The sequence below is a fragment of the Brevundimonas sp. EU05-FHT14B11 genome (assembly GCF_058790835.1).
Map to the genome: position 1 here is coordinate 575,173 of NZ_JBYTCY010000001.1, position 22,531 is coordinate 597,703.

The window sequence follows — 22,531 nt, forward strand, 5'->3', positions numbered from 1 at the left end:
GCCGGGACCGCGTCAACGCGGGCCCCGGTCTCGAGGGTCTAGTCCGCCACGTCGAACGCCAGCAGCAGCGTCCGCTGGGCGGGATTGCTGTTGTCGTCGGACAGGATGTAGAGGCGCATCCCGCCCTCGCGGGCGACGGCGGCGATCCCTTCGAAATTGTCGGTCGTGCCGGGCAGCTTTAGTTCGACCAGCACCGGACCGAGCGCGCCGTCCTCGCCCATGCGGCGGATGCGGGCGCGGGCGTCCAGCGGGGGCCGGTACGAACGCTGGACGATGACATAGCCCTGACCCGCCGGATCACGATCCATACCGGTGGTGCGGTAGTCGCCGTCGGTCGGCGGCGTCGCGGGCGGGGGCGTTACGACGCGGCAGGCGGCGGGGCGGCAATCCCAGACGCCGCCGTTCTCCGCCGTCACCCGCCAGCCGCCGTCACGGGCGGCCGAGATCCCCTCCATGCCGTCGTTCAGCGGCAGCGCCACGTCCGGGTGACGCACGGGCGTCGGCATGGGGCGCGGGGCGTCAGCGGAGCCGTAGTCCCAGATGCGGTGATTGCGCTCGAAGCTGATGAACAGGTCGCCGCCGTCGGTGACCAGCAGGCCCTCGGCGTCTCCGTCGACCTTGTCCACGATGGGTGCGCCGTCCAGCAGGGTCAGGCGACGGTGCTGCAGGCCCGAGACGCCGGTCAGCCGCCCCCGGGCGTCCAGCACCAACCGGCCCCGCACCAGGTCGCCCGCGTCGGTGACGCTGACGAAGCCCCCATTGCCCTGAGCGTCGCCGGTCAGCTTCAGATCGGACAGGCTATGCAGGGGAGAGGTCGGGTCCAGAACCAGTTCGATCCCGCCGGCGAAGCGGACGCCCTCGGCCAGGCGGGCGCCGCCGGGCAGGCCTAGGCCGACGGGCCGCGTCGAGGCCGCTCCGGTCGTCCAGCCCGCGATCGGCGTAAGCGGCGGCGTCACCGAAACCGCGCCGGCGCAGGCCGCCAGGGTCACGGCCGCGAGCGCGGGCAGCAGGCGGCGCAGCATCGTCATGCGGCCTTCTTCCGGCGGCCGGCGGGAGTCTCGGCCCTGGCGTCGAACAGTTCGGCCAGCTTCTCGATCATCGCGCCGCCCAGTTGCTCGACATCGACGATGGTCAGGGCGCGGCGGTAGTAGCGCGTGACGTCGTGCCCGATTCCGATGGCCAGGAGTTCGACAGGCGACCGGGTCTCGATGAATTCGATGACCTCGCGGATGTGCTTCTCCAGGTACATCGCCGCATTGGCCGACTGGGTCGAATCATCGACGGGCGAGCCGTCCGAAATGACCATCAGGATTTGCCGCGCCTCGGGCCGGGCCATCAGCCGGTCGTGGGCCCACAGCAGGGCCTCGCCGTCGATGTTCTCTTTCAGCAGGCCCTCGCGCATCATCAGGCCGAGGTTCTTCTTGGCCCGTCGCCAAGGCGCGTCCGCCGACTTGTAGATGATGTGGCGCAGGTCGTTCAGACGGCCCGGCATCGCCGGCTTGCCCGCGGTGATCCACGCCTCGCGGCTCTGGCCGCCCTTCCACGCCCGGGTGGTGAAGCCCAGGATCTCGACCTTGACGCCGCACCGCTCCAGCGTCCGCGCCAGGATGTCGGCGCACACCGCCGCGACCATGATCGGCCGCCCGCGCATCGAGCCCGAATTGTCCAGCAGCAGGGTCACCACCGTGTCGCGGAACGGGCTTTCGCTCTCGGCCTTGAAGCTCAGCGGACTGGTCGGATCGGTGATGATCCGGGTCAGGCGGGCGGTGTCCAGAACCCCCTCTTCCAGATCGAAATGCCAGCTGCGGTTCTGCTGCGCCATCAGGCGGCGCTGCAGCTTGTTGGCCAGCCGGGCGACGACCGAGCTCAGCGCCGTCAGCTGCTGGTCCAGCAGGCCGCGCAGGCGTTCCAGCTCATTAGGATCGCACAGGTCGGCGGCGTCGACGATCTCGTCGAAGGCGGTGGTGAAGACGCGATAGGCGTCGATCGCCCGGCCGTCGTCCATCGTCTGCTGACGGTTGGGCAGGGCGCCTTCGTTCAGGTCGGGGCCGTCCTCGCTGGCCTCTCCGTTCGGATCGGCGGGCGAGCCGTCTGGACGGGCGTCGCGCTCGTCGCTGGCGGTCTGGTCGTCGGTGGAGCCGTCCATCGACTGGCCCTCGCCGCCGCCGGCGTCATCCTCTTCCTCGTCCTCGGGATCGGCGGCGTCCGGATCCTGCGGGTCGGGTTCGTCCTGGCCCGGATCGTCGGAGACGTCGTCGCCGCGCCCGTCGCCCGGGTCCATGTCCAGCGCCTTGAGCACGTCGCGCAGCCGCTCCGCGAAGGCCGTCTGGTCGCCCGCGACCTCGGCCAGGGCGTCGATCTTGCGGCCCGCCTTGTTCTCCAGCTCGGCGCGGACCAGGTCCAGCAGGGCCCCGGCGCCGTCGGGCGCGCGCTGGCCGGTCAGCCGCTCGCGGACCAGCAGGGCCACGGCCTCGGCCACCGGAACGCGCTCGGCGTCCGTCACGCGCAGGGCGCCGCTCTTCTCCAGCCGGGTCAGCAGGGCGGAGTTCATATTGGCCCGCACGCCGGCCAGCGACTGCGAGCCGACAGCCTCGACGCGGGCCTGTTCAACGGCCTCGAACACCTCGGCGGCGCGGCTGTCGACGGGGCGCAGGCGGGCGTGGACGCCCTCGTCGTGATTGGCCAGCCGCAGGGCCAGCCGGTCGGCCTGCCCTCGCAGGGCGGCGCTCTCGGGCGCGCCCGGATCGCGCGGCGGATGCGGCAGGGTCAGGACGCCGTTGGCCAGCTTGGGTCCGTCCGAGCCGAACACGACCTCCAGCTCCGATTGCTCAGCCAGGGCCCGCGCGGCGTGGGCGAGGGCGCGTTTGAACAGGTCGGAAGGGGTCTCGGCGGCGGCCATGGGGGACACTTAGCGCAGACGGCGGAGAGGGGAAGGGGCGTTATCGAACTGACAACCGGATCGGGCGATTCTGTCCGGTCTTCTGTGAAGTGGAGTACGCCCGTGAGAACCGCGATCATGAAAGGCGTCGGCCTGCTGTTCATCATGGTCGGTTGCGAGGCTGAGGCGCCGGCGATCAGTCGCGAAGCGCGCGCCGAACTGGCTGAAACGGCCGAGCGCGCGGACAAGGCGCTGGAGAGCGGTTCAGCCGGTTTCGAGGCGCCTGCCTGCCGCCGCAGCGAACGGGTCATCTACGCCTGCGATTTCGGCGACCGGCGCGTGGCGGTCTGCGCCACCGGCAACCGGCTCAGCTACCGCTTCGGCGATGCGCGCCGGACCGATCTGGAGATCGATTCCCGGCCCGGCCATGTGCGCGCCCATACCGGCGGCGTGGTCGGCGGCGGCGGCGGGCGCCAGGAACACATCCGCTTCAGCAACAACGGCTACCATTACATCGTGCACAGCATGGAGGCGGGAAGCCTGACGGATATTCCCGGCAAGCGCATATCGGGCGTCACCGTGGTGCGCGGCGAGACCGGCGCCTCGCCCATCGTGCGGAGCCTGAATTGTCCGCTGGCGGGTCCGGCCCAGTCCATGGATCAGTTCAATGCCCTGCCCGCGGAAACCTTCGCGGCGGAAACGGACGAGACCTGGGACGCCTGGTGGTGAGGTCCTGGAACGAAAAAGGCCCCGGCGTCTCCACCGGGGCCCTTCTGATCTCTGTCTGACGGATCAGGCCGCGTTGGCGGCCTTGGCCTTCAGCTTGTCCTGGTGGGCGCGCATGCCCGCGGCGATCAACTCGGCGGCCTCGCCGGCGTCGCCCCAGCCCTTGACCGTGACCGACTTGCCCTTCTCCAGATCCTTGTAGCGGGTGAAGAAGTGCTCGATCTGCTCGACCAGGATGGCCGGCAGCTGCCGGTAGCTGGCGATGTCGGTGTAATAGGGGTTCAGCTTGTCGACCGGCACGGCCAGGATCTTCTCGTCGCCGCCGGCTTCATCGACCATCTTCAGCACGCCGATCGGGCGCGAGCGGATGACGCAGCCCGGAACGACCGGGGCGGGGTTGAGCACGATCACGTCACAGGGGTCGCCGTCATCCGACAGGGTGTGCGGGATGAAGCCGTAGTTGCCCGGATAGTACATGGCCGTGTGCAGGAAGCGGTCGACGAACAGCGCGCCCGAGGCCTTGTCCATCTCGTACTTCACCGGCAGGCCGCCCTGCGGGATCTCGATGACGACGTTGATGTCCCAGGGCGGGTTCGGGCCGACGGGAATGGCGTCGAGGTTCATGACGGGCTCGTCTATGTTGCATCTGCGAACGGAAGGCCCGGGGTGATAAGCCTCCACGGCGCCCGAAGCAAGGCGCAGGCGTTGTTAAGACCGGCGGTATTCTCAGTCGTGGCTTGAGCGCGAAGGCGATGCGGGCGACTGTGTCGCGGGGCGACAAGGAACACGCATGACGATCCTGGACTACCTGGCGCTCGCCCTCTTCTTCCTGTGCTGGCTGGGCTACGGTCCGCTGCTCAAACTGCTGGCGCATCGCACCGGCACGCTGAACGACGACATGGGCGTCGTGCGCCGGGTCTGGATGACGGCCATGACCCACCGCGAGATGCGGCTGGTCGATAGCCAGCTGATGGGCCACTCCATCAACTCCGCCAGTTTTTTCGCCTCGACCAACCTGCTGCTGATCGCGGCCGTGGCGGGCATTCTGTTCGGCGGCCAGACGGCGTTGGACGGCTTCGCCTCGATCGGCGCCGAGGCCGTGCCGACCCGGGTGCTCGAGGCCAAGCTGGCGCTGGTGCTCATCTGCCTGGTGCGCGGCCTGCTGGATTTCATCTGGGCCCTGCGCCAGATGAACTACACCCTGGCCCTGATCGGCGCCGCGCCGGAAATCCATACCGAGGCGGACCGGGTGGCCCTGGGCGCGGCGGCCACCGACCTGCTGAACCCGGCGCTGAACACCTTCAGTCAGGGCGTGCGGGGCTATTATTTCGCGCTGGCGGCCGCGGCCTGGCTGTTCGGGCCGGTATGGCTGGCGGCCGGGGTGGCGGCGGCCTTCTGCCTGCTGGTCTGGCGTCAGTCCGGCTCGCCCGCCGCGCGGGCCATCCGCAGCGCGCGCCGGCTGCTCGAACCCTGACTTTTCCAGATACGGCCATGCTCGTTCGCAGTCGCGTTGTGCTCGGGGCGATTTTCTCCCCTGAAAACGGTTACCTTGCGGAAATACGACAGAAGTGTGCCGTTACACGGCGTTACCGCAGGCGCGAAATACCCGCTTGACCATTTGTGCACTGCACACTAGCTTGGTTTTCGACGCCGCGAGGCGTCATGCCCTTCCTGGGCGTTTCCTCCCTATAGACTTTATATGCCGCGCCCTCGGGCGCGGCTTTTTTTATGTCCCGAGGCCCGTCTGGCCGCCCGCCACGGCGGCGATGACCCGCGCCACGCCCTTCTCCGTGCGCGACCAGCCGATCCCGGGACGGCGCTCCATCTCGTCGAAATACAGCGCGCGGTTCAGCTCGACCTGGACGGCGTGGAAGCCCTCGTCGGGCCGGCCCCAGCTCTGGGTGGTCCAACCGCCGGCGTAGGGGTGGTTCAGCGCCACCCGCCAGCCCAGCGCCTCGAACGCCGTCCGCAGCCGCCGCGTCAGCTCCGCCGAACAGGACGAGCCGTGCCGATCGCCCAGCACGACGTCCGGACCCCGCGGCCCGCCGGGCGCGCGGGTGGCCCGCTCGGGCATGGAGTGCCAGTCGATCAGCACCGCCTCGCCGAACCGGTCGCGCGCCGCATGCATTTCGGCGGCGAGGGCCGCGTGCCAGGGCGCGTGGACGGTTTCCAGCCGCGCTCTGGCCTCTTCCAGCGTCAGGCGCCGCGCATACAGGGGGCGGCCGTCGCCGGTCAGCCGGGGAAGGACGCCGTACCCCGCCGACGACCGGGGCGAGGCTGGATGCTCCAGCCCTTCGATCAGTTGCGGGTCCAGATCCGCCGGGTCCCGGTTCAGGTCCACATAGGCGCGGCCCAGCCGCGCCAGCACCAGGGTCGCGCCGTGGGCCGGGCCGGGCGCGATCAACCGGTCGACCAGGGCGTCCTCGGCGCTGCGCAGGCTGGCTTCGGACAGGGCCGGGTCGGCGTTCAGGTCGCCGGGATACACGGCGCCCGAGTGGGGCGAGGCGAAGATCAGCCGTCCGGGCGCGGCCGGACGCACGACCGTCACCGCCGCCTGCTCCTCCCGCGTCTCGCCTGCATTCACCGTCGTCATCGCAAACCGCATAGCCTGTTTCGCGGCTTCATCCACAGACGGGCCGCATCCCTGCGGCTCGCCCTTACGGCGTTTTTCATGGCGGGTTTACCAGTGCGGGCCTAGCTTCAGGGTCCAAGACGATCCGGGGCGGACGACGAAACACCATGGCGCGCATCCTTCTGGCTGAAGACGACAATTCGCTTCGCGGCTTCCTGACCCGCGCGCTGGAGCGCGCCGGCCACGAAGTCGTCGACTGCGAGAACGGCGACGACGCCATCGACGCGCTCGATCAGGGCCCGTGGGACCTGCTGCTGACCGATATCGTCATGCCCGGCGCCGACGGCATCGAGGTGGCCCGCGTGGCCGCCGCCCGCCAGCCCGGCATCCGCATCATGTTCATCACCGGCTTTGCCGCCGTGGCCCTGTCCGCCGCCCAGGCCAGCCCGCAGGCCAAGGTCCTGGCCAAGCCCGTCCACCTGCGTGATCTGGTGGGTGAAGTGGAGCGGATGGTCGCCGCCTGAAGATTCAGGGCGGTTTCGCCCTTGCGGTCCGCGAGGCCGTCGGGTTATAGACCGCGCCTTCCCGCCCGGGGGGCTTGCTCCCAGGGCCGTCAAGGCGGACGCGTAGCTCAGCGGGAGAGCACTACGTTGACATCGTAGGGGTCACAGGTTCAATCCCTGTCGCGTCCACCATTCCTTCCCCCCCGACATCGCCGCCCGGCGTCCTCGCGGGTTCCTCCTGACATCGCTTTGACGTCGACCGCTCGCCGCGGTGATCGACCCGCGCCTTGAAAGCTCCATGAAAGGCGCGTCCCCTATCGCTGCAATCCGGCGGGGCGCCGGCGCATCGGGGACGGACATGGCAGGACCAGCATCGCCGCGCCGCAGCGGGCGCTCCCTGATGGGGATGATCTTCCCCATCCTCGTGACCGTCACCCTGTTCGTCTACTTCGCCCAGGAGGTGCTCGGTCTCGATCCCGACCCCGACGACATGACGCCGATCGAGCGGATCACGACAGGCTACATCCTTGCCGAGGCGCGGGAGGTCCTGCCGATGCTGGGATTCTACCTGGCCCTGATCAGCGTCGTGGTCTTCGCTGTGCTGCATTTCGGGCTGAAGCCCCTGCGCCGGATGTCCGAGCAGGCCGCCCAGATTGGTCCCGCCACGCTCGAGGATCGCCTGGACCTCAAGGTCACCCCCGCCGAGATCGCTCCGCTGGTCGAGGCGTTCAACGGCGCCCTGGACCGGCTGGAGAGCGGCTGGCGGGCCCAGCGCGACTTCTCCGCCAACGCCGCCCACGAACTGCGCACACCGCTCGCCGCCCTGCGCGCCCAGGTCGAGAACCGGCTCGAACCGGAGGATCGCGAGGATGCGGTCCGCGAGTTCGACCGACTGTCCCGCCTGATCGCGCAACTGCTCATGCTGGCCGAGACCGAACATGGCCAGGCCCGCGCGGTCGAGAGCTTCGATCTGGTCGCCGTCGCGCGCCGGACGGCCAGCGACCTGGCCCCCGCCATCGTCTCGGGCGGCCGCCAGCTGGAGTTCGGGTCGGTGGTCGAGACCTGGCCGGCGCGCGGCCATCCGCTGATGGTCGAGGTCGCGCTCCGGAACCTGCTCGAGAATGCGATCCGGCACACGCCCGACGGCGCCGCCATCACCGTCACCGTCGGCGGCGCGGGGACGGTGGTTGTCGCCGACGACGGTCCCGGCGTCCCCGCCCCCTTCGTCGACCGGCTGTTCGACCGGTTCAGCAAGGCGGATTCGACCAGCGGCGGCGCGGGCCTGGGCCTGTCCATCGTCGCCCGGGTCATGGCGTTGCATGAGGGGCGGGCCCGGTTGATCCGCACGGCGCGCGGCGCCTGTTTCGAACTGGATTTCTCCAGCGCGGGCGACCGTCCGGAAGCCGAGGTCCGTCCTGCCGAGACGCGCACCGACCTGGGATCGCGCTGGCGATCCTTCTGCGCGAAAGCTTGGCGCAAGACTGGTCCGGCAAAGGTCGCGGCATGAAGGTTCTGCTTGTCGAGGATAACCGGCTGCTGGGGGAATCGACCGCCCGGTCGCTGACCCGGGCTGGCTTCTCGGTCGACTTGGCCGACCGGTTCGAGGACGGCTGGCATGCCTGGCGGACGGCGGACTACGACGTGGTCGTCCTTGACATCATGCTGGGCGAGGACAGCGGTCTGGACCTGCTGGCCCGCGCGCGCGCCGCCGGACGTGTCTGTCCGGTGCTGCTGCTGACGGCGCTGGGCGACATCGACCGCCGGGTCGAGGGGCTGAACGCCGGCGCGGACGACTATCTGGTCAAACCCTTCGCCCTGGAGGAGCTGATCGCCCGGTTGCGCGCCCTCGCCCGCCGCCCGGCCTCGATGCTCGACCCGGTGCTGCGCTACGGCAACGTCCGGTTCGACACCGGCGCCCGCGAGGTCGCCGTCGACGACCAGGTCGCCCAGCTCTCGCGCGGGGAGGGCATTGTGCTGGAGCGCTTCCTTCGCACGCCGGACCGGATCATCACCCGCGAACAGCTGGGCGAGAGCCTCTATTCGTACGACCAGGACTACACCGAGAATTCCATCCAGGTTCACGTCCATCGGGTCCGGCGCAAGCTGGCCGAACTGAACGCCGGCATGTCGATCCGGGCCATCCGCGGCCTCGGCTACATGGCGATCGAGACTCAGCCTTCCCCCATGCCGCCTCCTGTTTCCTGACGTTTCCTCCCCGGACGCCTCCCTCCCCCCACATCGAAGGACGACCCCCATGGTTCGATACCTGAACGCCCTGACCGCGACGGGCCTGCTGGCCGTGGCCGCCTGCCAGACGGCGCCCGAGCCCCACGCCGGCTTCCTGACCAGCTACGAAGGGCTGGAGCGCAAGTCGGGCACCATCCGCGCCTCGATCCGCCAGCGCCGCGACGACGCCGAGGCGGCGACCCTCGAGCGGGTCTTCATTGAGCCCAGCCTGCTGGTCGGCGACGCGGCGCCCCACTTGAAGGAGGGCGAGCAACAGGCCGTCCTGCGCGAGATCGACCGGCAGATCTGCTACGAGGTCAGCGAGCGCTTCACCGTCCTGTCCGAGGCGGCTCCCGACGCGGCCCGCATCCGCGCCGGCGTGACCCGGATCGATCCGACCGGAACGGCGGGCTCGGCGGCCTCGGCCGCGGTCAACTACTTCATCCCCGGCCCGCTCGGCGTGCGCGTGCCCGGTTCGACCGGCGGCCTGGCGGTCGAGACCGAGCTTCTGGCGCCCGGATCGGGCCGGCAGGTGGCGGCCCTGCTCTGGGCCCGCAACGCGACGGCGGTGGGAATGGATGATCCGTCGCTGTCCCGGGTCGGCGACGCGCTGCAGTTCGCCGAACCCCTCGGCGATGCGGTGGGCGACGCCTTCTCGCCCCCGGACCGCAAGCCGCGCGACATCGCCAAGCCCGATCCGTGCGAGGGCTTCGGTCCCCGCTTTAACGCCGGCGGCATGGTGGCCGGCGGTCTGGTCGGCATGGCGACGGGCCTCTACGTGCCGGAGCTGGACCGCGCCCGCCCCGCCGCCGCCGCGCCGACGGAGCCCGCTCCCGCCCCCCGCTGACCTGTCCTCTGGCCGTCGCTCGACAGCTGTGAGAGGTTCGCCGCTCATCGGATGTGGACAGGGAGGCGCAAATGCACTGGATCGTGAGTCTTCTGGCGGTGCAGACGCTCACCGTGCCGGCCTATTCGCCGCCCGCGGCCCTGCCGCCGCCCGTGCCCGAACGCCTCAGCCTGGTCGTCGCCACCACGGTGTCGGAAACCGATCCGCAACCGCTGTGCGACCGGCCCAACTGCACCTCGCTGTTCCTCGGGCGTTACACCGGCGCGCGGACGCTGGCCGGGCCCGCCGTCGAGACCGATTTCGCGGCGCGGGTCGAGATGGGGTCGCCCTGGATCCGGCCTTACCGGCTGGCGCTCATCGTCGAGCAACGGCCGGGCGCCGAACCGCTGGTGCGGGCCATGACCGGCTTCAGTCAGCGCACCGGACAGGCCTGTTTCGGCGCGGATGAACTGACCCCGCTGGGTTGGGCGCCGCAGGGCGCGGGCATCGCGGTGACGGACGGCGCGGTCTGCGTCACTGCGCCCGAGTAGGCCGGCGCGGGCTTAAGCCCTCGGCCCAGTCGATGCAGACCTTCGCCACCTCGTCCCAGCCGGGCTCGGCCAGCAGCAGGTGGGAGCGACCGGGGAAGCGGTGGAAGTCCGTCGGCGCGGCGGACCGCGACTGCAGGCGCCAGGCGGCGCGCGACAGATACGGCGTCACCAGCCGGTCGCGGTCGCCCGAGGTGATCAGCAGCGGCTGCGTCCGTCGGCGCGGATCGACGCGCGTACCCAGCCAGAAGGCGGCCTGGTAGAAGACCCGCCCCGGCGTGGGGATCACATAGGCGTCGTACGATCGGTTCTGCAGCTCCGCCGGGGCGGCGTTGGCGAAGCGTTCGGCCCAGCGCCTGCGGCTCATGGCATAGGGCCGGTTCCAGCCGTTCCAGCGCAGGATGGGCGGCAGGGCGGCGGTCAGGGTCCACCAGCCGGGAACGATCCCGCCGATGGGCGCGGGATTGATCGCGATCCCCGCCCGCCCCGCGCCCCGGTCCAGCAGCATCTGGGTGAACAGCCCGCCGAAGGAATGGCCGACCAGCAGGGGCGGGGTCGGCAGGGCCTCGATGAAGGTCTGCAGCCCGTCGACGATCTTTCCGACCGTCAGCCCGCCCAGTTCGGCGGGCGGAGAGGCGTTCAGCGATGCCGCCGAACGCCCCTTCAGCACGTCCCAGGTGGGGGTCAGCACGGTCCAGCCGGCTTCTTCCCATGCGGTTCGAAACTCTCCCCAGGAGTCCGTCGTCACCCACAGGCCGTGGATCAGGACGACCGTCTTGTCGGTGTCGGCCATGACGGACTCCTTTCGGAGAGGCGAGGTCTAGCTGCGGATGAATTCCAGCAGGTCGGCGTTCAGGCGGTCCTGCTCCGTGGTGGCCAGGCCGTGCGGGCTGCCCTCATAGACTTTCAGGATCGAGCCCTTGACGATCTCGTGCGACTTGCGGCCCGCGGCGTCGATCGGGACGATCTGGTCGTCGCTGCCGTGGATGATCAGGGTCGGCTTGTCGAACTTCTGAAGGTCGGGGGTGTAGTCGACCTCCGAGAACTCGTGGATGCAGTCCAGCTGGCCCTTGATGCCGCCCATCATGCCCTGCAGCCAGAAGCTCTCGCGCACCCCTTCCGAGATTTTCGCGCCGGGTCGGTTGTAGCCGTAGAAGGGCAGGGTCAGATCTTTGAAGAACTGGCTGCGGTCGTCATAGGTCCCCTTGCGGATGCCGTCGAAGACCTCGATCGGCAGGCCGCCCGGATTGGCCTCGGTCTTGAGCATCAGCGGCGGCACCGCCCCGATCAGCACGATCTTGGCGACCCGGCTGGAGCCGTGGCGGCCGACGTAGTGGGTGATCTCGCCGCCGCCGGTCGAGTGGCCGATCAGGACGATGTCCTTCAGGTCCAGTTTCTCGATCAGGGCGTGCAGGTCGTCGGCGTACTGGTCCATGTGGTTGCCGTCCCAGGTCTGGTCCGAACGGCCATGGCTGCGGCGGTCATGGGCGATGACCCGATAGCCGTTCGAGCCCAGGAACTGCATCTGGCCGTCCCAGGCGTCGCTGCTCAGCGGCCAGCCGTGGCTGAACAGGACGGGCTGACCCTTGCCCCAGTCCTTGTAGAAGATCTGGGCGCCGTCGTTCGCGGTGATGAAGGCCATCGAAGTCTCTCCTGAAGGTTCGGCGGGTGCCGCCGTCGGTGGTTGACGAACGGATCATCGCTCGGGATCGATCCGGCGAAAATGGAAACGATCGAAACTCAATCTTTCCAGGAAGTAGTCTCGGTTCAGCGTTGGATCTGGTGTTCCACGGCCCAGTCGAGCGCGTAGTCGGCGACGGCTTCCCAGCCCTCGTCCATGCAGTTCCAGTGCGAGCGGCCCGCGTATTCCTTGTAGTCGGTGCGGGTCGGGGCCTGGGTCTGCTTCTTGTAGATGTTGCGCACCATGCCGGCGTCCGCGATCAGGTCGATCTCGCCGGCGATCAGCAGCAGCGGCGCGCGCTTGGGGTTCTTCCAATGGATCTTGCCCGAGGCGCCGGTGACCCCGTCCCAGTAGACCTTGCCCGGCGTCGGCACGATGTAGGCGTCGTACAGCGCCGTGACCTGGTCGCGCGGCGCGGTCTGGGCGAACCGCTCGGCGAAGAATTTCCGCGACATGGTCTTGGACTTCTTCCAGCTGAACAGGTCCAGCAGCACCGGCAGGGCCGAGACGATGGCGTGCGGTCCCAGCGGGACGCCCGGCGTCGGGGCCGGATTGATGGCCACCCCCGCCACGCCGAGGCCCCGGTCCAGCAGATGCTGCACGCAGACGCCGCCCATGGAGTGGCCGATGAGGATCGGCGTCTCGGGCAGGGCCCGGATCAGCCGCTCATAGTGGTCGAACAGGTCGACCTGCCCGATCTTGGCCAGCGCCTTGTTCGGGTAGTCGCGCAACTCGGCCGGGGTGCGGTCGTCATAGGGCCAGTCGGGGGCCACGACGGTATAGCCCTTGGCCTCATAGCGGGCCTTGAAGCCGGCCCAGCTGGCCGAGTTCAGCCAGGCGCCGTGGATCAGCATAATGGTCTTGGTCATGGTCAGCCTCATGATCGGGCGCGACGACGCCGCCGCGCGGTCAGACGGGTCTCTCGCCGCAGGGAGGCGGCGCAACGCGGACGCTTGGAGGACGGGTTCACCGGGATCGGAAGCGGCGAACGCGCTGATCAACTGACAGCTTGGCCATTGAGCCACGGATTGGACCGGGAGGGAAGATAACACCGGGATCAACTCCGATGTCGCGGCGTTATCAGCGCTTGCCGACCGTATCGCCCGGCCACAGCGGACCCGAGAATTTAGCCGCCAGGTAGGTCATCAGCGCCGTCACCCGCGCCGGTCGCGGGCCGCCGCCGGGGGCGACCAGATGCAGGGCGATGGGCGGCAGGCTCCAGTCGGTCATCACCGTCTCCAGCTTCCCGGCGGCCACATCGCGCCAGTAGATGAAGTCCGGCTGCGGTGCGACGCCCAGCCCGGCGCACAGGGCATAGGTCAGGGCGTCGGCGTTGTTGGCGCGGAACGGCCCGTGCGGCCGCACCGCCGTCTCCTCGCCCGCCTTGTTCACGAACCGCCACAGCTCGGCGTTGGGCAGGTAGGCGTAGCCGAGGCAGGCGTGGCGCACGAGGTCGGATGGATGCGCGGGCCGCCCCCGCTGGGCCAGATAATCGGGCGACGCGACCAGATAGCGCTGGATCGGCCGCAACCGCCGCGCCATCATCGACGAGTCCGCCAGCGCCGCGATCCTCAGCGCGCAGTCGAAGCCGCCGCCGACCAGGTCGATGACCTCGTCCGACAGGTGCAGGTCCACCGACACGTCTGGATGGGTCGCCAGGAATTCGGGCAGGGCGGGCGCCACATAGGCCATGCCGAACGACATCGGCGCCGCCAGCCGCACCAGACCGCGCGGCCTCACCGCCTGGTCCAGCATCTCGCCTTCCGCCGCCTCGGCCTCGCTCAGCATCTGGCCCGCGCGCGCCGCCAGCGTCCGTCCCGCATCGGTCAGGGAGAACCGGCGCGAGGTCCGATGCAGCAGGGTCGTGCCCAGCCTGAGCTCCAGCCGGCTGACCGCCTTGGACACCGTCGCCTTGGACAGGGCCAGGGCCTCCGCCGCGCGCGAGAAGGACTGGGTCTCCGCCACCTTCGAGAAGATGGCCAGCGCCTCCAGGTCCGGTAGTTTCGACATGCGCGCTCCGCGAAACGATGAGTTTCAGCTGTTTCTATTTTGGATCCGAAGCCGATCGCTATCTTGTCGTCAAGCAACAGCGGCCCCGACGGCGGGGCGCGGAGACAAGACCATGATCGAGCTGAGACCGTTCGACAGCCTGGGTGGCGCGAACCACGGCTGGCTCAACGCCAAACACCATTTCTCGTTCGCCAACTACTATGATCCCAAGCGGATGAGCTGGGGTAATCTGCGTGTCTGGAACGACGACGAGATCGCCGCCGGCACGGGCTTCCCGCCCCATCCGCACTCGGACATGGAGATCATCACCTATGTCCGCGAAGGGGCCATCACCCACGAGGACAGTCTGGGCAACAAGGGCCGCACCGAGGCCGGCGACGTCCAGGTGATGAGCGCGGGCACGGGCATTCGCCACGCCGAATACAACGCCGAGCCGGACCTGACCCGGATCTTCCAGATCTGGATCGAGCCGACCCGCCGCGGCGAGCAGCCGGCCTGGGGCTCGCGGCCCTTCCCCAAGGGCGACCGCGCCGGCCAGTTCGTGGTCCTCGCTTCGGGTTTTGAAGGCGACGGCGACGCCCTGCCGATCCGCACAGACGCCCGCATCGTTGCGGCGACCCTGAAGGCCGGCGAGACCGCCGAGTATCCGCTGGGCGCCGCCCGTCGCGGCTATCTGGTCCCGGCGGTCGGCGAGATCGAGGTCAACGGCGTGCGCGCCAACGCCCGTGACGGCGTGGCCATCGCCGAGGTCGAAACGGTTACGGTGAAGGCCCTGTCCGACACCGAACTGGTCCTGGTCGACGCGGCGTAAGCCCTCGACCGGAGCGGGTCCGCGGTCCCTGTCTGCCCCCCCCCCGACGCCGCGGGCCCGCAGCCTTCAAGAGAAAGGGGGACGACCTCTCGGCCGTCCCCCTTTTTCATTCACAAATCCGTTCATCCCCGCGCCGGAATCTCCAGCCCGCGCTGCACCGCCGGACGGGCCAGGCCGCGCTCCAGCCACGCCGGCACGTTCTTCAGGTCGTCGAAGCCGACCAGATCGCGGGCCTCGTAGAAGCCGATCAGATTGCGCACCCAGCCCAGGGTGGCGACATCGGCGATCGAATAGTCGCCCATGATCCAGTCACGGCCCTCAAGCCGGGTGTCCAGGACGCCCAGCAGGCGCTTCGCCTCGCCGACGTAACGCTCCAGCGGACGCTTGTCCTCGAAGGCCTTGCCCGCGAATTTGTTGAAGAAGCCGACCTGGCCGAACATCGGCCCGATGGCGGCCATCTGGAACATGACCCACTGCAGGGTCTCGTAGCGCAGGGCCGGATCGCTCGGGATCAGCTTGCCGGTCTTCTCGGCCAGATAGACCAGGATGGCGCCCGACTCGAACAGAGCCAGCGGCTTCCCGCCCGGACCGTCCGGATCGATGATGGCCGGGATCTTGCCGTTGGGGTTCAGCGACAGGAATTCCGGGCCCCAGGTCTCGTTCTTGGTGATGTCGACCAGATGCGCCTCATAGGGCAGGCCGATCTCCTCCAGCATGATGGAGACCTTCACCCCGTTGGGGGTGTTCAGCGAATACAGCTGCAGTCGCTCGGGATGCTGGGCGGGCCAGCGTTGCGTGATCGGGAAGGCGGAAAGGTCGGCCATGTGGGGTCCTGTGAAGCTCCGGCAGGATGTAGGGCGGCCCGCTTCAATCGCAACCGTGTCAGCAGCGGATTGATGCGTCCGAACTTGACGCATGGTGAGCCTACCATGACCTCAACGCCTGCTCGACCATCCGGACGATCCGAACGCATCGGACGCATCGGACGGTGTTTTCGCGGAGTCCGGATCGTTCGCTCTCTGGACCCGGAGCGTCCGTGGGGGCAATGGAGACGCCATGACCTTTCCCACGCCGTCCCCCGCCGAATGGAAGACGCTCGCCGAGAAGGCGTTGAAGGATAAGCCCTTGGAAAGTCTCGTCCATATGGACGCGGACAATCTGGTGGTGCGCCCGCTCTACGCCGGAGCCACCGGGGTAGAGACGGTGTTCGCCCCGCGTCCGTCGGACGCCGAGGGCCGGGCCTGGGACCTGCGCGCCCTGGTCGAGGGCGATGATCCGGCGGCGGTGAACGCGGCGATGCTGGCCGACCTGCAGGGCGGGGCCGCCTCGGTGGTGCTCAAGGGCGCCGTGCTGGCCGACAGCGAGCCGCTGGGCCGGGCTCTGGACGGGGTGGCGCTGGAACTGGCGGCTGTCGGCCTGGACGCCGGGCTGGAGGGCCCGGACGCGGCCAACGCCCTGGCCGTTGCGGCGAAGGGGTCGCCGCGCGCCCGGCTGATGTTCCACATGGATCCGGTCTCGGCCTTCGCGGAGGCCGGCGCCGCGCCGCGCCCGATCACCGAACACCTGACCCTGGCCGCCAACACGGCGGCGCGGCATGCCGGCGCCTATCCCGACGCGACCTTCTTCATGGCCTCGGGCCGGGTGGCGCATGAGGCCGGCGGTTCCATCGCCCAGGAGCTGGCCTTCGCCGCCGCCAACGCCGTGGCCCTGATCAACGCCGCCGTCGAGGCCGGGATGCCGGTCGAGGCCGCGCTCAGGGGCGTGGTGCTCTCCGTCGCCGTGGATCAGGAGTATTTCGACGGCCTGGCCAAGGTCCGGGCCCTGCGCCTGATGTGGCGTTCGATCTCGAAGGCCTACAGGCACGAGGTCCCGGCGCTGATCGAGGCCCGCTCGTCGCGGCGCATGCTTTCGGCGCGCGACCCGTGGCCCAACCTGCTCAGGCTGACGGCGGCCGGGTTCGCCGGCGCGGTCGGCGGGGCCGATGCGGTGGTGCTGGACGGCTTCGTCCGCGCCGAGGGCCGGGCCGACGCCTTCGCCCGGCGCCAAGCCCGCAACACCCAGCTAGTGCTGATGGAAGAGGCCAGCCTGGGCCGGGTCGACGATCCGGCGGCGGGCAGCTGGTATCTGGATCACCGCACCCGCGAACTGGCCGAGGCCGGCTGGGCCGAGTTCCAGGTCATCGAGGCCGAGGGCGGCCTGGTCGAGGCCCTGCGCGGCGACCTGATCCAGTCCCGCGTCGCCCGCGCCCGCGAGGTGCTTGAACGCGCCCTGTCCAACGGATCGAAACAGATCGTCGGCGTCACGAAATTCGTGGACCCCGACCCGCGCCCGACCACCTTCGACGCGGACCCCGGCGGGTCTCCCGCGGGCGGCGGCGACGCCTGCACGCCCCTGACCCCCTTCCGCCTCGCCGCGTCCTTTGAAGCCGGGGAGGCCGCCCGATGAGCCCGAAATTTTCCACCCTGCCGCTCGACCTGTCGCCGACTGGAACCGGCCCGGATCGCGCCCCGTGGAAGACGCCCGAAGGCCTGACCGTCGCGACGTCGTACGACGCCTCGGCTCTGGACGGGCTGGACTTCATCCACGGCCTGCCGGGCATCGCCCCCTATCACCGCGGCCCCTATCCGACGATGTACGCGGGCAATCCCTGGACCATCCGCCAGTACGCCGGCTTCTCGACGGCGGAGGAGTCCAACGCCTTCTACCGCCGCAACCTCGCCGCCGGTCAGAAGGGCCTCAGCATCGCTTTCGACCTGGCCACCCACCGGGGCTACGATTCGGACCACCCGCGGGTGAAGGGCGACGTCGGTATGGCCGGCGTGGCCATCGACAGCATCTACGACATGCGCACCCTGTTCGACGGTATCCCGCTGGACCAGATGTCGGTCTCCATGACCATGAACGGCGCGGTGCTGCCGGTGCTGGCTCTCTATATCGTGGCGGCGGAAGAGCAGGGCGTCGCCCACAGCGCCCTGACCGGGACCATCCAGAACGACATCCTCAAGGAGTTCATGGTCCGCAACACCTACATCTACCCGCCGACGCCCAGCATGCGGATCATCGCCGACATCTTCGCCTGGACGGCCGAGCATGCGCCCAAGTTCAACTCCATCTCGATCAGCGGTTACCACATGCAGGAGGCCGGGGCCTCGGCGGACCTGGAGCTGGCCTACACCCTCGCCGACGGCATCGAATACCTGAAGGCCGGGGTCGAGGCGGGCATGGACGTGGACCGGTTCGCGCCGCGCCTGTCCTTCTTCTGGGCCATCGGGATGAACTATTTCATGGAGGTGGCCAAGATGCGGGCCGGCCGCCTGCTGTGGGCCGAGGCGGTGGCGAAGTTCGGGGCCAAGGATGCCCGCTCCCTGTCCCTGCGCGCCCACTGCCAGACCTCGGGCTGGAGCCTCGCGGCCCAGGACGTGTTCAACAACGTCTCGCGCACCATGGTCGAGGCCATGGCCGCCGCGGGCGGCCAGACCCAGTCCCTGCACACCAACGCCCTGGACGAGGCCCTGGCCCTGCCGACCGACTTCTCGGCCCGGATCGCGCGCAACACCCAGATCCTGCTGCAGATGGAGACGGGCCTGACCAAGGTCATCGACCCGTGGGGCGGCAGCTTCTACGTCGAGCGCCTGACCCACGAACTGGCCGAGCGCGCCCGCGCCCACATGGCCGAGGTCGAGGCGCTGGGCGGCATGGCCAAGGCCATCGAGGCCGGCATCCCCAAGCTGCGCATCGAGGAATCGGCGGCCAAGACCCAGGCCCGCATCGACACCGGCCAGCAGACGGTGGTCGGGGTGAACAGCTATTTCAACGACACGCCCGACGACATCCCGATGCTGAAGGTCGACAACGCCGCCGTGCTGGCCGCGCAGATCGACAAGCTCAAACGCCTGCGCGCCGAACGCGACGAGGCGGCGACCGAGGCCGCGCTGGGCGCCCTGACCCGGGGCGCGCACGGGACGGAAAACCTTCTCCAGCTGGCCGTCGAGGCCGCCCGGGCCAAGGCCACGGTGGGCGAGATCTCGGACGCGCTGGAGGCCGCCTTCGGCCGCCACATCGCCACCGTGAAGACCGTCTCCGGCGTCTATGCCAAGGAAGCCGGCGACGACCCGAAGATCAGCCGCGCCCGCGACATGGTCGCCGCCTTCATCGAGAACGACGGCGGTCCGCCGCGCATCCTGATCGCCAAACTGGGTCAGGACGGCCACGACCGGGGTCAGAAGGTGGTCGCCACCGCCTATGGCGACCTGGGCGTCGACGTCACCGCCGGCTCCCTGTTCCAGACCCCGGCCGAGGCGGCCAGGGAGGCGGTGGAGCGCAACGTCCACGCGGTCGGCGCCTCCTCCCTGGCCGCCGGCCACCTGACGCTGGTGCCCGAGCTGAAGGCCGAGCTGGAGAAGCTGGGCCGGTCCGACATCATGATCGTCGTGGGCGGGGTGATCCCGCCGTCAGACGTGCAGCCGCTGCTCGAAAGCGGCGCGGCCGCCGTCTATCCGCCCGGCTCGGTCATCGCGGACACGGCCATCGATCTGATCGAGAAGCTGAACCAGCGCCTCGGCTACGCCCAGAAGGCCTAGGACCTAAGGCTTGTAGGCGGCGGGCAGGGCTTCGACCTCTGCATCGGAGAGTCTGCGGGTCAGGCGGACTCGGCAGACCTCGGTCGGATTGGCCGACCCCGGCACGACCACGCGGGCCCAGTCGCCGGTGCACAGCCGCGATCCGGCGACGCCGCCCGCGTCCGGCACGATGGCCATCCGGTTGGCGAAGTCCAGGTCGCGGCAGGCGGCGCCGGTCATCTCATAGACGTCGCTGCGGCCCACCCGCAGGAATACCTGGTCCATGCGGCCCTGCCGGAAATTGCTCACCTGCTGGACGTTGAAACACTGTCGCGCCAGAGGCGCTTCGGCGCGGTCCCCGGTGGTGGCGGTCGGCGCGCAGGAGACGGTCATCAGGGCGGCGGCGGAAAGACCCAGACAGGTCAGGACGGGCGTGCGCATGGAAAGCTTCCTCATGTCGGCCCCCGACAAGCTCAACCGTCGAACGATACGTCGGGTTTCGCAAGTCCCTTTGCGCCGGAAAGGCGCGACGGCGTGACCCGGATCGCCAGATCGCGCGCCAGCGGCGACGGGGCGCCGGTCGCCAAGGCCGCCACATGCTCGGCCAGCAGGGGCGCGGCGCAGAAGCCGCGCGAGCCCAGGCCGCCGAGGATGTAGAGCCCCTCCGCCAGAGCGCCGGCCAGCGGCAGCCGGTCAGGCGTCGTGGCGCGCACCGCGACACGGGACCGCGCCGGCCCCGCCGCCTCGATCCGCGCCGCCAGCCCGGGCAGGCGCGCCGCCACGGCCGTCCGGTTGCGAAGACGGGCCTCCTCCGAGGGCTCGGGATCGGTCACGCCCCGGTCGTGGGTGGCGCCGAACAGCAGGCCGGCGCCGGTCGGAACCGCATAGCCGCCCCAGGCGACCGGTCCACCGTCCACGCCCTCGACCATCTCCGCCTGCCCGGCCACGGGCGCCAGCGCAGGGTCGGGGGTCAGGGCCGCGCATCCCCATCCGGCGGTCAGAACCACGATGTCCGCCTCCATGAGGGTCGCCCCGTCGGCGGCGGTGATCCGCCAGCCGCTCTCAGCGCCTGGCTCGATCCCGGCGACGGCGCCGACGATCCGGTCCGCGCCAGCCAGCCAGGCGGCCAGCACGGCGGCGGGCTGGACGGCCATGGCGTCCCGCATCCACAGGCCGCCGGTCTGGACCGGCTCTCCCAGACGGGCGGTGCAGGCGGCGGCGTCCAGCGGGACCATGGCCTGCTCGGGCCACAGGTCCTGCGCGGCGACCTTGGCGTGTCGGCCCGCGTCGCGCGGGGCCTGTTCCAGCTGCAGCACGCCCCGGCTCAGCACCGCGCCGGGCGTGGCGGCGTAGAGGCGCGCGGCCCGCTCGAGGGCGCCGGCGTAGAGGGCGGCGATGCCGCGGTCGCCCGCGTCCAGGCGCGGCGTGACCAGGGCCGCCGCGAAGCCCGACGCGCCCGCGCCCGGCGCTTCGGCCTCGATCACGGCCGGGCGCAGCCCCAGGGCGGCGAAGGCGCGGGCCATGGCCGCGCCCGCGACGCCGGCGCCGATGACGGCGACGCGGGGCGGGGCGGGGTCGAGAACGCCGCCCGGCAGCCGGGCCTCCAGCCGCTCGCGCTTGCGGCCGTGGCCGGGCCGCTTCTCGACGGCGAAGCCCCGCTCGGTCAGGCCGCGCCGGACCGCGCCGGCCACGGTGAAGGTGGCCACGCGTGCGCCGGGGGCCGATCGGGCGGCGATCAGGTCCATCACCGCATCCGACCACATGCCGGGATTGGTCGAGGGGGCGAAGCCGTCCAGGAACCAGGCGTCCGCCGCGCCGGACCATTGGGTCAGGGCGTCCTCCACCTCGCCGACCGCCAGATCGAGGGTGGCGTTGAAGTCGGGGAGATCCAACCGGTGCAGGCCCGGCGTCGGGGCGGGCCAGGCGGCCAGCAGGGCCTCGGCGGCCTCGGCGATCTCGGGCCAGGCCGACAGGGCGCGCGCGGCTTCGTCGCGGGTCAGGGGAAAGCCCTCGACCGAGACGATGTGCAGCCGGCCCTCCGCCGGGCCCTCGCGCCGCCAAAGGTCCAGCAGGGCGGCGATGTTCAGCCCGGTGCCGAAGCCCAGCTCGGCCACGGTGAAGCGCCGCCGCCCGGTCCACGCCTCGGGCAGGCCGCAGCCCGCCAGAAAGACCGCACGGGTCTCGGCCAGGCCGTCCTCGCGGGAGAAGTAGACGTCTCCGAACCGGCCCGATTGGGGCGCGCCGTCTTCGGTCCAGAGCAGACGGGGCGAGCGGTCATCGGTCATGGCTCCGACCTACACGGGCGGGCGGCAACGAAAAAGGGCCGCCCGTGAGGGCGACCCTTCTCTCGAACCAGGCCCGAAGGCCGTGTTCGAAGGCTCTTAGTGAGCGGCAGCCGGAGCAGCGGCCGGAGCGGCCGGGGCGGCGGCCGGAGCCATCGCGCCGTCAGCGGCCGGAGCAGCCGCGGTGGCGGCGGCGGCGGACGCGTCGCCGGCGGCGGCGGTCGCGTCAGCGGCGGCTTGGTCGGCGGTCGCGGCGGCGTCCGTGGCGGTGTCGGCGGCGGCAGCGGCGTCGGCCGAGGCGTCAGCGGCCTTTTCTTCGGCGGCCGGTTGGCAGGCGGCCAGGGCCAGAGCGGCGGCCGAGGCGGCGATCAGAGCAGTGATGCGCATGGGTTTCATCCTTCAGAAGGTTCACGAGATCATGAGTCCTCGCACCCCGGAGCTAACGGGAAGGCGAGACGAAGCGCAAGTAAAAATCTCACGGCTTCGTGAACGGGTGTAACATACGGAAGCGTCAGCTTTCCGCGCCGGTCCTATGGGGCGGGCGGTTGCGTGGCCGGGGTGGACGGCGTCGTGCCGGGCTCCACCGGCAGGGTCGGCGGGGTTTGCGGCGCGCCGGCCGGATCGTGGGACGTCGGCGCGGCGGGATCGACCGGCGGCGGCGTGGCGGTGTCCGAGGGTGCGGGCGTTCCGGTGGTCGGCGCGGTCGCGGCGGCGTCTGCGCCTGCATCCGCGGCTGCATTGTTCTTTGCGTCATCCTGGCTCGAACAGGCCGCCAGAACCAGGGCGCCGGTCGTCGCCAAGGCGAGGGCGATCGCTCTCATGGGAGATCCTCCAACGGTCGCAGCGACGCCTGGAGCGGTCGCTTTCACGATCCGTCGGCCAGACAACCGGCGAACGGCCGGGGCGTTC

The 22,531-nt window shown here is 70.3% G+C and carries 23 protein-coding genes and 1 tRNA gene; 11 read left to right on the forward strand and 13 right to left on the reverse strand.

The features are described from left to right. Nucleotides 1-38: 38 nt before the first annotated feature. On the reverse strand, nucleotides 39-1,028 hold the full coding sequence (locus tag AC3WRV_RS02975) for an esterase-like activity of phytase family protein (protein ID WP_492312084.1): 990 nt from the start codon (nucleotides 1,026-1,028) through the stop codon (nucleotides 39-41). Further along, nucleotides 1,025-2,899, reverse strand: coding sequence for a cobaltochelatase subunit CobT (cobT, locus tag AC3WRV_RS02980; protein WP_492312085.1), 1,875 nt, complete (start codon nucleotides 2,897-2,899; stop codon nucleotides 1,025-1,027). The genes AC3WRV_RS02975 and cobT overlap by 4 nt, the downstream gene beginning before the upstream one ends. A gap of 102 nt (nucleotides 2,900-3,001) precedes the next feature. On the opposite strand from cobT, the gene AC3WRV_RS02985 reads away from it, so the two are divergent. After that, nucleotides 3,002-3,607, forward strand: a complete 606-nt coding sequence (locus AC3WRV_RS02985; RefSeq protein ID WP_492312086.1) for a hypothetical protein — start codon at nucleotides 3,002-3,004, stop codon at nucleotides 3,605-3,607. Between the two features lie 63 nt (nucleotides 3,608-3,670). Here AC3WRV_RS02985 and ppa read toward each other — a convergent pair whose 3' ends face one another. Next, complete coding sequence (ppa, locus tag AC3WRV_RS02990; RefSeq protein ID WP_291835585.1) at nucleotides 3,671-4,228, reverse strand: inorganic diphosphatase; 558 nt, start codon at nucleotides 4,226-4,228, stop codon at nucleotides 3,671-3,673. Between the two features lie 166 nt (nucleotides 4,229-4,394). Between ppa and AC3WRV_RS02995 the strand changes: the two genes are divergently transcribed. Next, nucleotides 4,395-5,078 carry a DUF599 domain-containing protein gene (locus AC3WRV_RS02995; protein WP_492312087.1) on the forward strand — a complete coding sequence of 228 codons (684 nt, stop codon included), beginning with the start codon at nucleotides 4,395-4,397 and terminating at the stop codon, nucleotides 5,076-5,078. 252 nt (nucleotides 5,079-5,330) lie between these two features. Here the strand turns inward: AC3WRV_RS02995 and AC3WRV_RS03000 are convergent, their stop codons facing one another. After that, on the reverse strand, nucleotides 5,331-6,197 hold the full coding sequence (locus AC3WRV_RS03000) for an N-formylglutamate amidohydrolase (protein WP_492312088.1): 867 nt from the start codon (nucleotides 6,195-6,197) through the stop codon (nucleotides 5,331-5,333). A 146-nt stretch (nucleotides 6,198-6,343) separates the two neighbouring features. On the opposite strand from AC3WRV_RS03000, the gene cpdR reads away from it, so the two are divergent. From cpdR to AC3WRV_RS03030, 6 genes are all read left to right on the forward strand, one after another. Continuing rightward, nucleotides 6,344-6,700 carry a cell cycle two-component system response regulator CpdR gene (gene cpdR, locus AC3WRV_RS03005; RefSeq protein ID WP_291835577.1) on the forward strand — a complete coding sequence of 119 codons (357 nt, stop codon included), beginning with the start codon at nucleotides 6,344-6,346 and terminating at the stop codon, nucleotides 6,698-6,700. Between the two features lie 96 nt (nucleotides 6,701-6,796). Further along, nucleotides 6,797-6,871 (forward strand) — tRNA-Val (locus AC3WRV_RS03010). A gap of 208 nt (nucleotides 6,872-7,079) precedes the next feature. Beyond that, nucleotides 7,080-8,186, forward strand: coding sequence for an ATP-binding protein (locus tag AC3WRV_RS03015; RefSeq protein WP_492312089.1), 1,107 nt, complete (start codon nucleotides 7,080-7,082; stop codon nucleotides 8,184-8,186). Then, nucleotides 8,183-8,884, forward strand: coding sequence for a response regulator transcription factor (locus tag AC3WRV_RS03020; RefSeq protein WP_291835571.1), 702 nt, complete (start codon nucleotides 8,183-8,185; stop codon nucleotides 8,882-8,884). Before AC3WRV_RS03015 ends, AC3WRV_RS03020 begins: the two co-directional genes overlap by 4 nt. A gap of 49 nt (nucleotides 8,885-8,933) precedes the next feature. Further along, nucleotides 8,934-9,752: a DUF3313 family protein gene (locus AC3WRV_RS03025; RefSeq protein WP_291835568.1), complete on the forward strand. Its 819-nt coding sequence runs from the start codon at nucleotides 8,934-8,936 to the stop codon at nucleotides 9,750-9,752. 71 nt (nucleotides 9,753-9,823) lie between these two features. Then, complete coding sequence (locus tag AC3WRV_RS03030) at nucleotides 9,824-10,282, forward strand: hypothetical protein (protein WP_492312090.1); 459 nt, start codon at nucleotides 9,824-9,826, stop codon at nucleotides 10,280-10,282. On the opposite strand, the gene AC3WRV_RS03035 is transcribed toward AC3WRV_RS03030, so the two are convergent. The 4 genes from AC3WRV_RS03035 to AC3WRV_RS03050 all read right to left on the reverse strand — a co-directional run bounded on the left by AC3WRV_RS03035 (nucleotide 10,266) and on the right by AC3WRV_RS03050 (nucleotide 13,970). Beyond that, complete coding sequence (locus AC3WRV_RS03035; protein ID WP_492312091.1) at nucleotides 10,266-11,072, reverse strand: alpha/beta hydrolase; 807 nt, start codon at nucleotides 11,070-11,072, stop codon at nucleotides 10,266-10,268. The two genes, AC3WRV_RS03030 and AC3WRV_RS03035, sit on opposite strands and share 17 nt — an antisense overlap. A gap of 27 nt (nucleotides 11,073-11,099) precedes the next feature. Further along, nucleotides 11,100-11,921 carry an alpha/beta fold hydrolase gene (locus tag AC3WRV_RS03040; RefSeq protein WP_492312092.1) on the reverse strand — a complete coding sequence of 274 codons (822 nt, stop codon included), beginning with the start codon at nucleotides 11,919-11,921 and terminating at the stop codon, nucleotides 11,100-11,102. A gap of 125 nt (nucleotides 11,922-12,046) precedes the next feature. Further along, the gene (locus AC3WRV_RS03045) at nucleotides 12,047-12,829 is read right to left on the reverse strand and encodes an alpha/beta hydrolase (RefSeq protein WP_492312093.1); all 783 of its coding nucleotides are present in this window, start codon (nucleotides 12,827-12,829) and stop codon (nucleotides 12,047-12,049) included. Nucleotides 12,830-13,040: 211 nt separating this feature from the next. Continuing rightward, entirely contained in the window at nucleotides 13,041-13,970 is a 930-nt protein-coding gene (locus AC3WRV_RS03050) for a LysR family transcriptional regulator (protein WP_492312094.1), read from the reverse strand. A 112-nt stretch (nucleotides 13,971-14,082) separates the two neighbouring features. Between AC3WRV_RS03050 and AC3WRV_RS03055 the strand changes: the two genes are divergently transcribed. Then, nucleotides 14,083-14,781 carry a pirin family protein gene (locus AC3WRV_RS03055; RefSeq protein ID WP_492312095.1) on the forward strand — a complete coding sequence of 233 codons (699 nt, stop codon included), beginning with the start codon at nucleotides 14,083-14,085 and terminating at the stop codon, nucleotides 14,779-14,781. Nucleotides 14,782-14,903: 122 nt separating this feature from the next. On the opposite strand, the gene AC3WRV_RS03060 is transcribed toward AC3WRV_RS03055, so the two are convergent. Further along, nucleotides 14,904-15,605, reverse strand: a complete 702-nt coding sequence (locus AC3WRV_RS03060) for a glutathione S-transferase N-terminal domain-containing protein (protein ID WP_492312096.1) — start codon at nucleotides 15,603-15,605, stop codon at nucleotides 14,904-14,906. 232 nt (nucleotides 15,606-15,837) lie between these two features. Between AC3WRV_RS03060 and AC3WRV_RS03065 the strand changes: the two genes are divergently transcribed. After that, a complete protein-coding gene (locus tag AC3WRV_RS03065) occupies nucleotides 15,838-17,226 on the forward strand; it encodes a methylmalonyl-CoA mutase family protein (protein WP_492312097.1) in 1,389 nt (462 codons plus the stop codon). Further along, nucleotides 17,223-19,361, forward strand: a complete 2,139-nt coding sequence (scpA, locus tag AC3WRV_RS03070; RefSeq protein ID WP_492312098.1) for a methylmalonyl-CoA mutase — start codon at nucleotides 17,223-17,225, stop codon at nucleotides 19,359-19,361. The genes AC3WRV_RS03065 and scpA overlap by 4 nt, the downstream gene beginning before the upstream one ends. A gap of 3 nt (nucleotides 19,362-19,364) precedes the next feature. Here scpA and AC3WRV_RS03075 read toward each other — a convergent pair whose 3' ends face one another. The 4 genes from AC3WRV_RS03075 to AC3WRV_RS03090 form a co-directional block, all read right to left on the reverse strand. Beyond that, complete coding sequence (locus AC3WRV_RS03075) at nucleotides 19,365-19,781, reverse strand: hypothetical protein (RefSeq protein ID WP_492312099.1); 417 nt, start codon at nucleotides 19,779-19,781, stop codon at nucleotides 19,365-19,367. Nucleotides 19,782-19,813: 32 nt separating this feature from the next. After that, a complete protein-coding gene (gene mnmC2 / locus AC3WRV_RS03080; RefSeq protein WP_492312100.1) occupies nucleotides 19,814-21,625 on the reverse strand; it encodes a tRNA (5-methylaminomethyl-2-thiouridine)(34)-methyltransferase MnmC2 in 1,812 nt (603 codons plus the stop codon). Between the two features lie 96 nt (nucleotides 21,626-21,721). Beyond that, complete coding sequence (locus tag AC3WRV_RS03085) at nucleotides 21,722-22,009, reverse strand: hypothetical protein (protein WP_492312101.1); 288 nt, start codon at nucleotides 22,007-22,009, stop codon at nucleotides 21,722-21,724. 143 nt (nucleotides 22,010-22,152) lie between these two features. Beyond that, the gene (locus AC3WRV_RS03090; protein WP_291840726.1) at nucleotides 22,153-22,443 is read right to left on the reverse strand and encodes a hypothetical protein; all 291 of its coding nucleotides are present in this window, start codon (nucleotides 22,441-22,443) and stop codon (nucleotides 22,153-22,155) included. Nucleotides 22,444-22,531 lie beyond the last annotated feature (88 nt).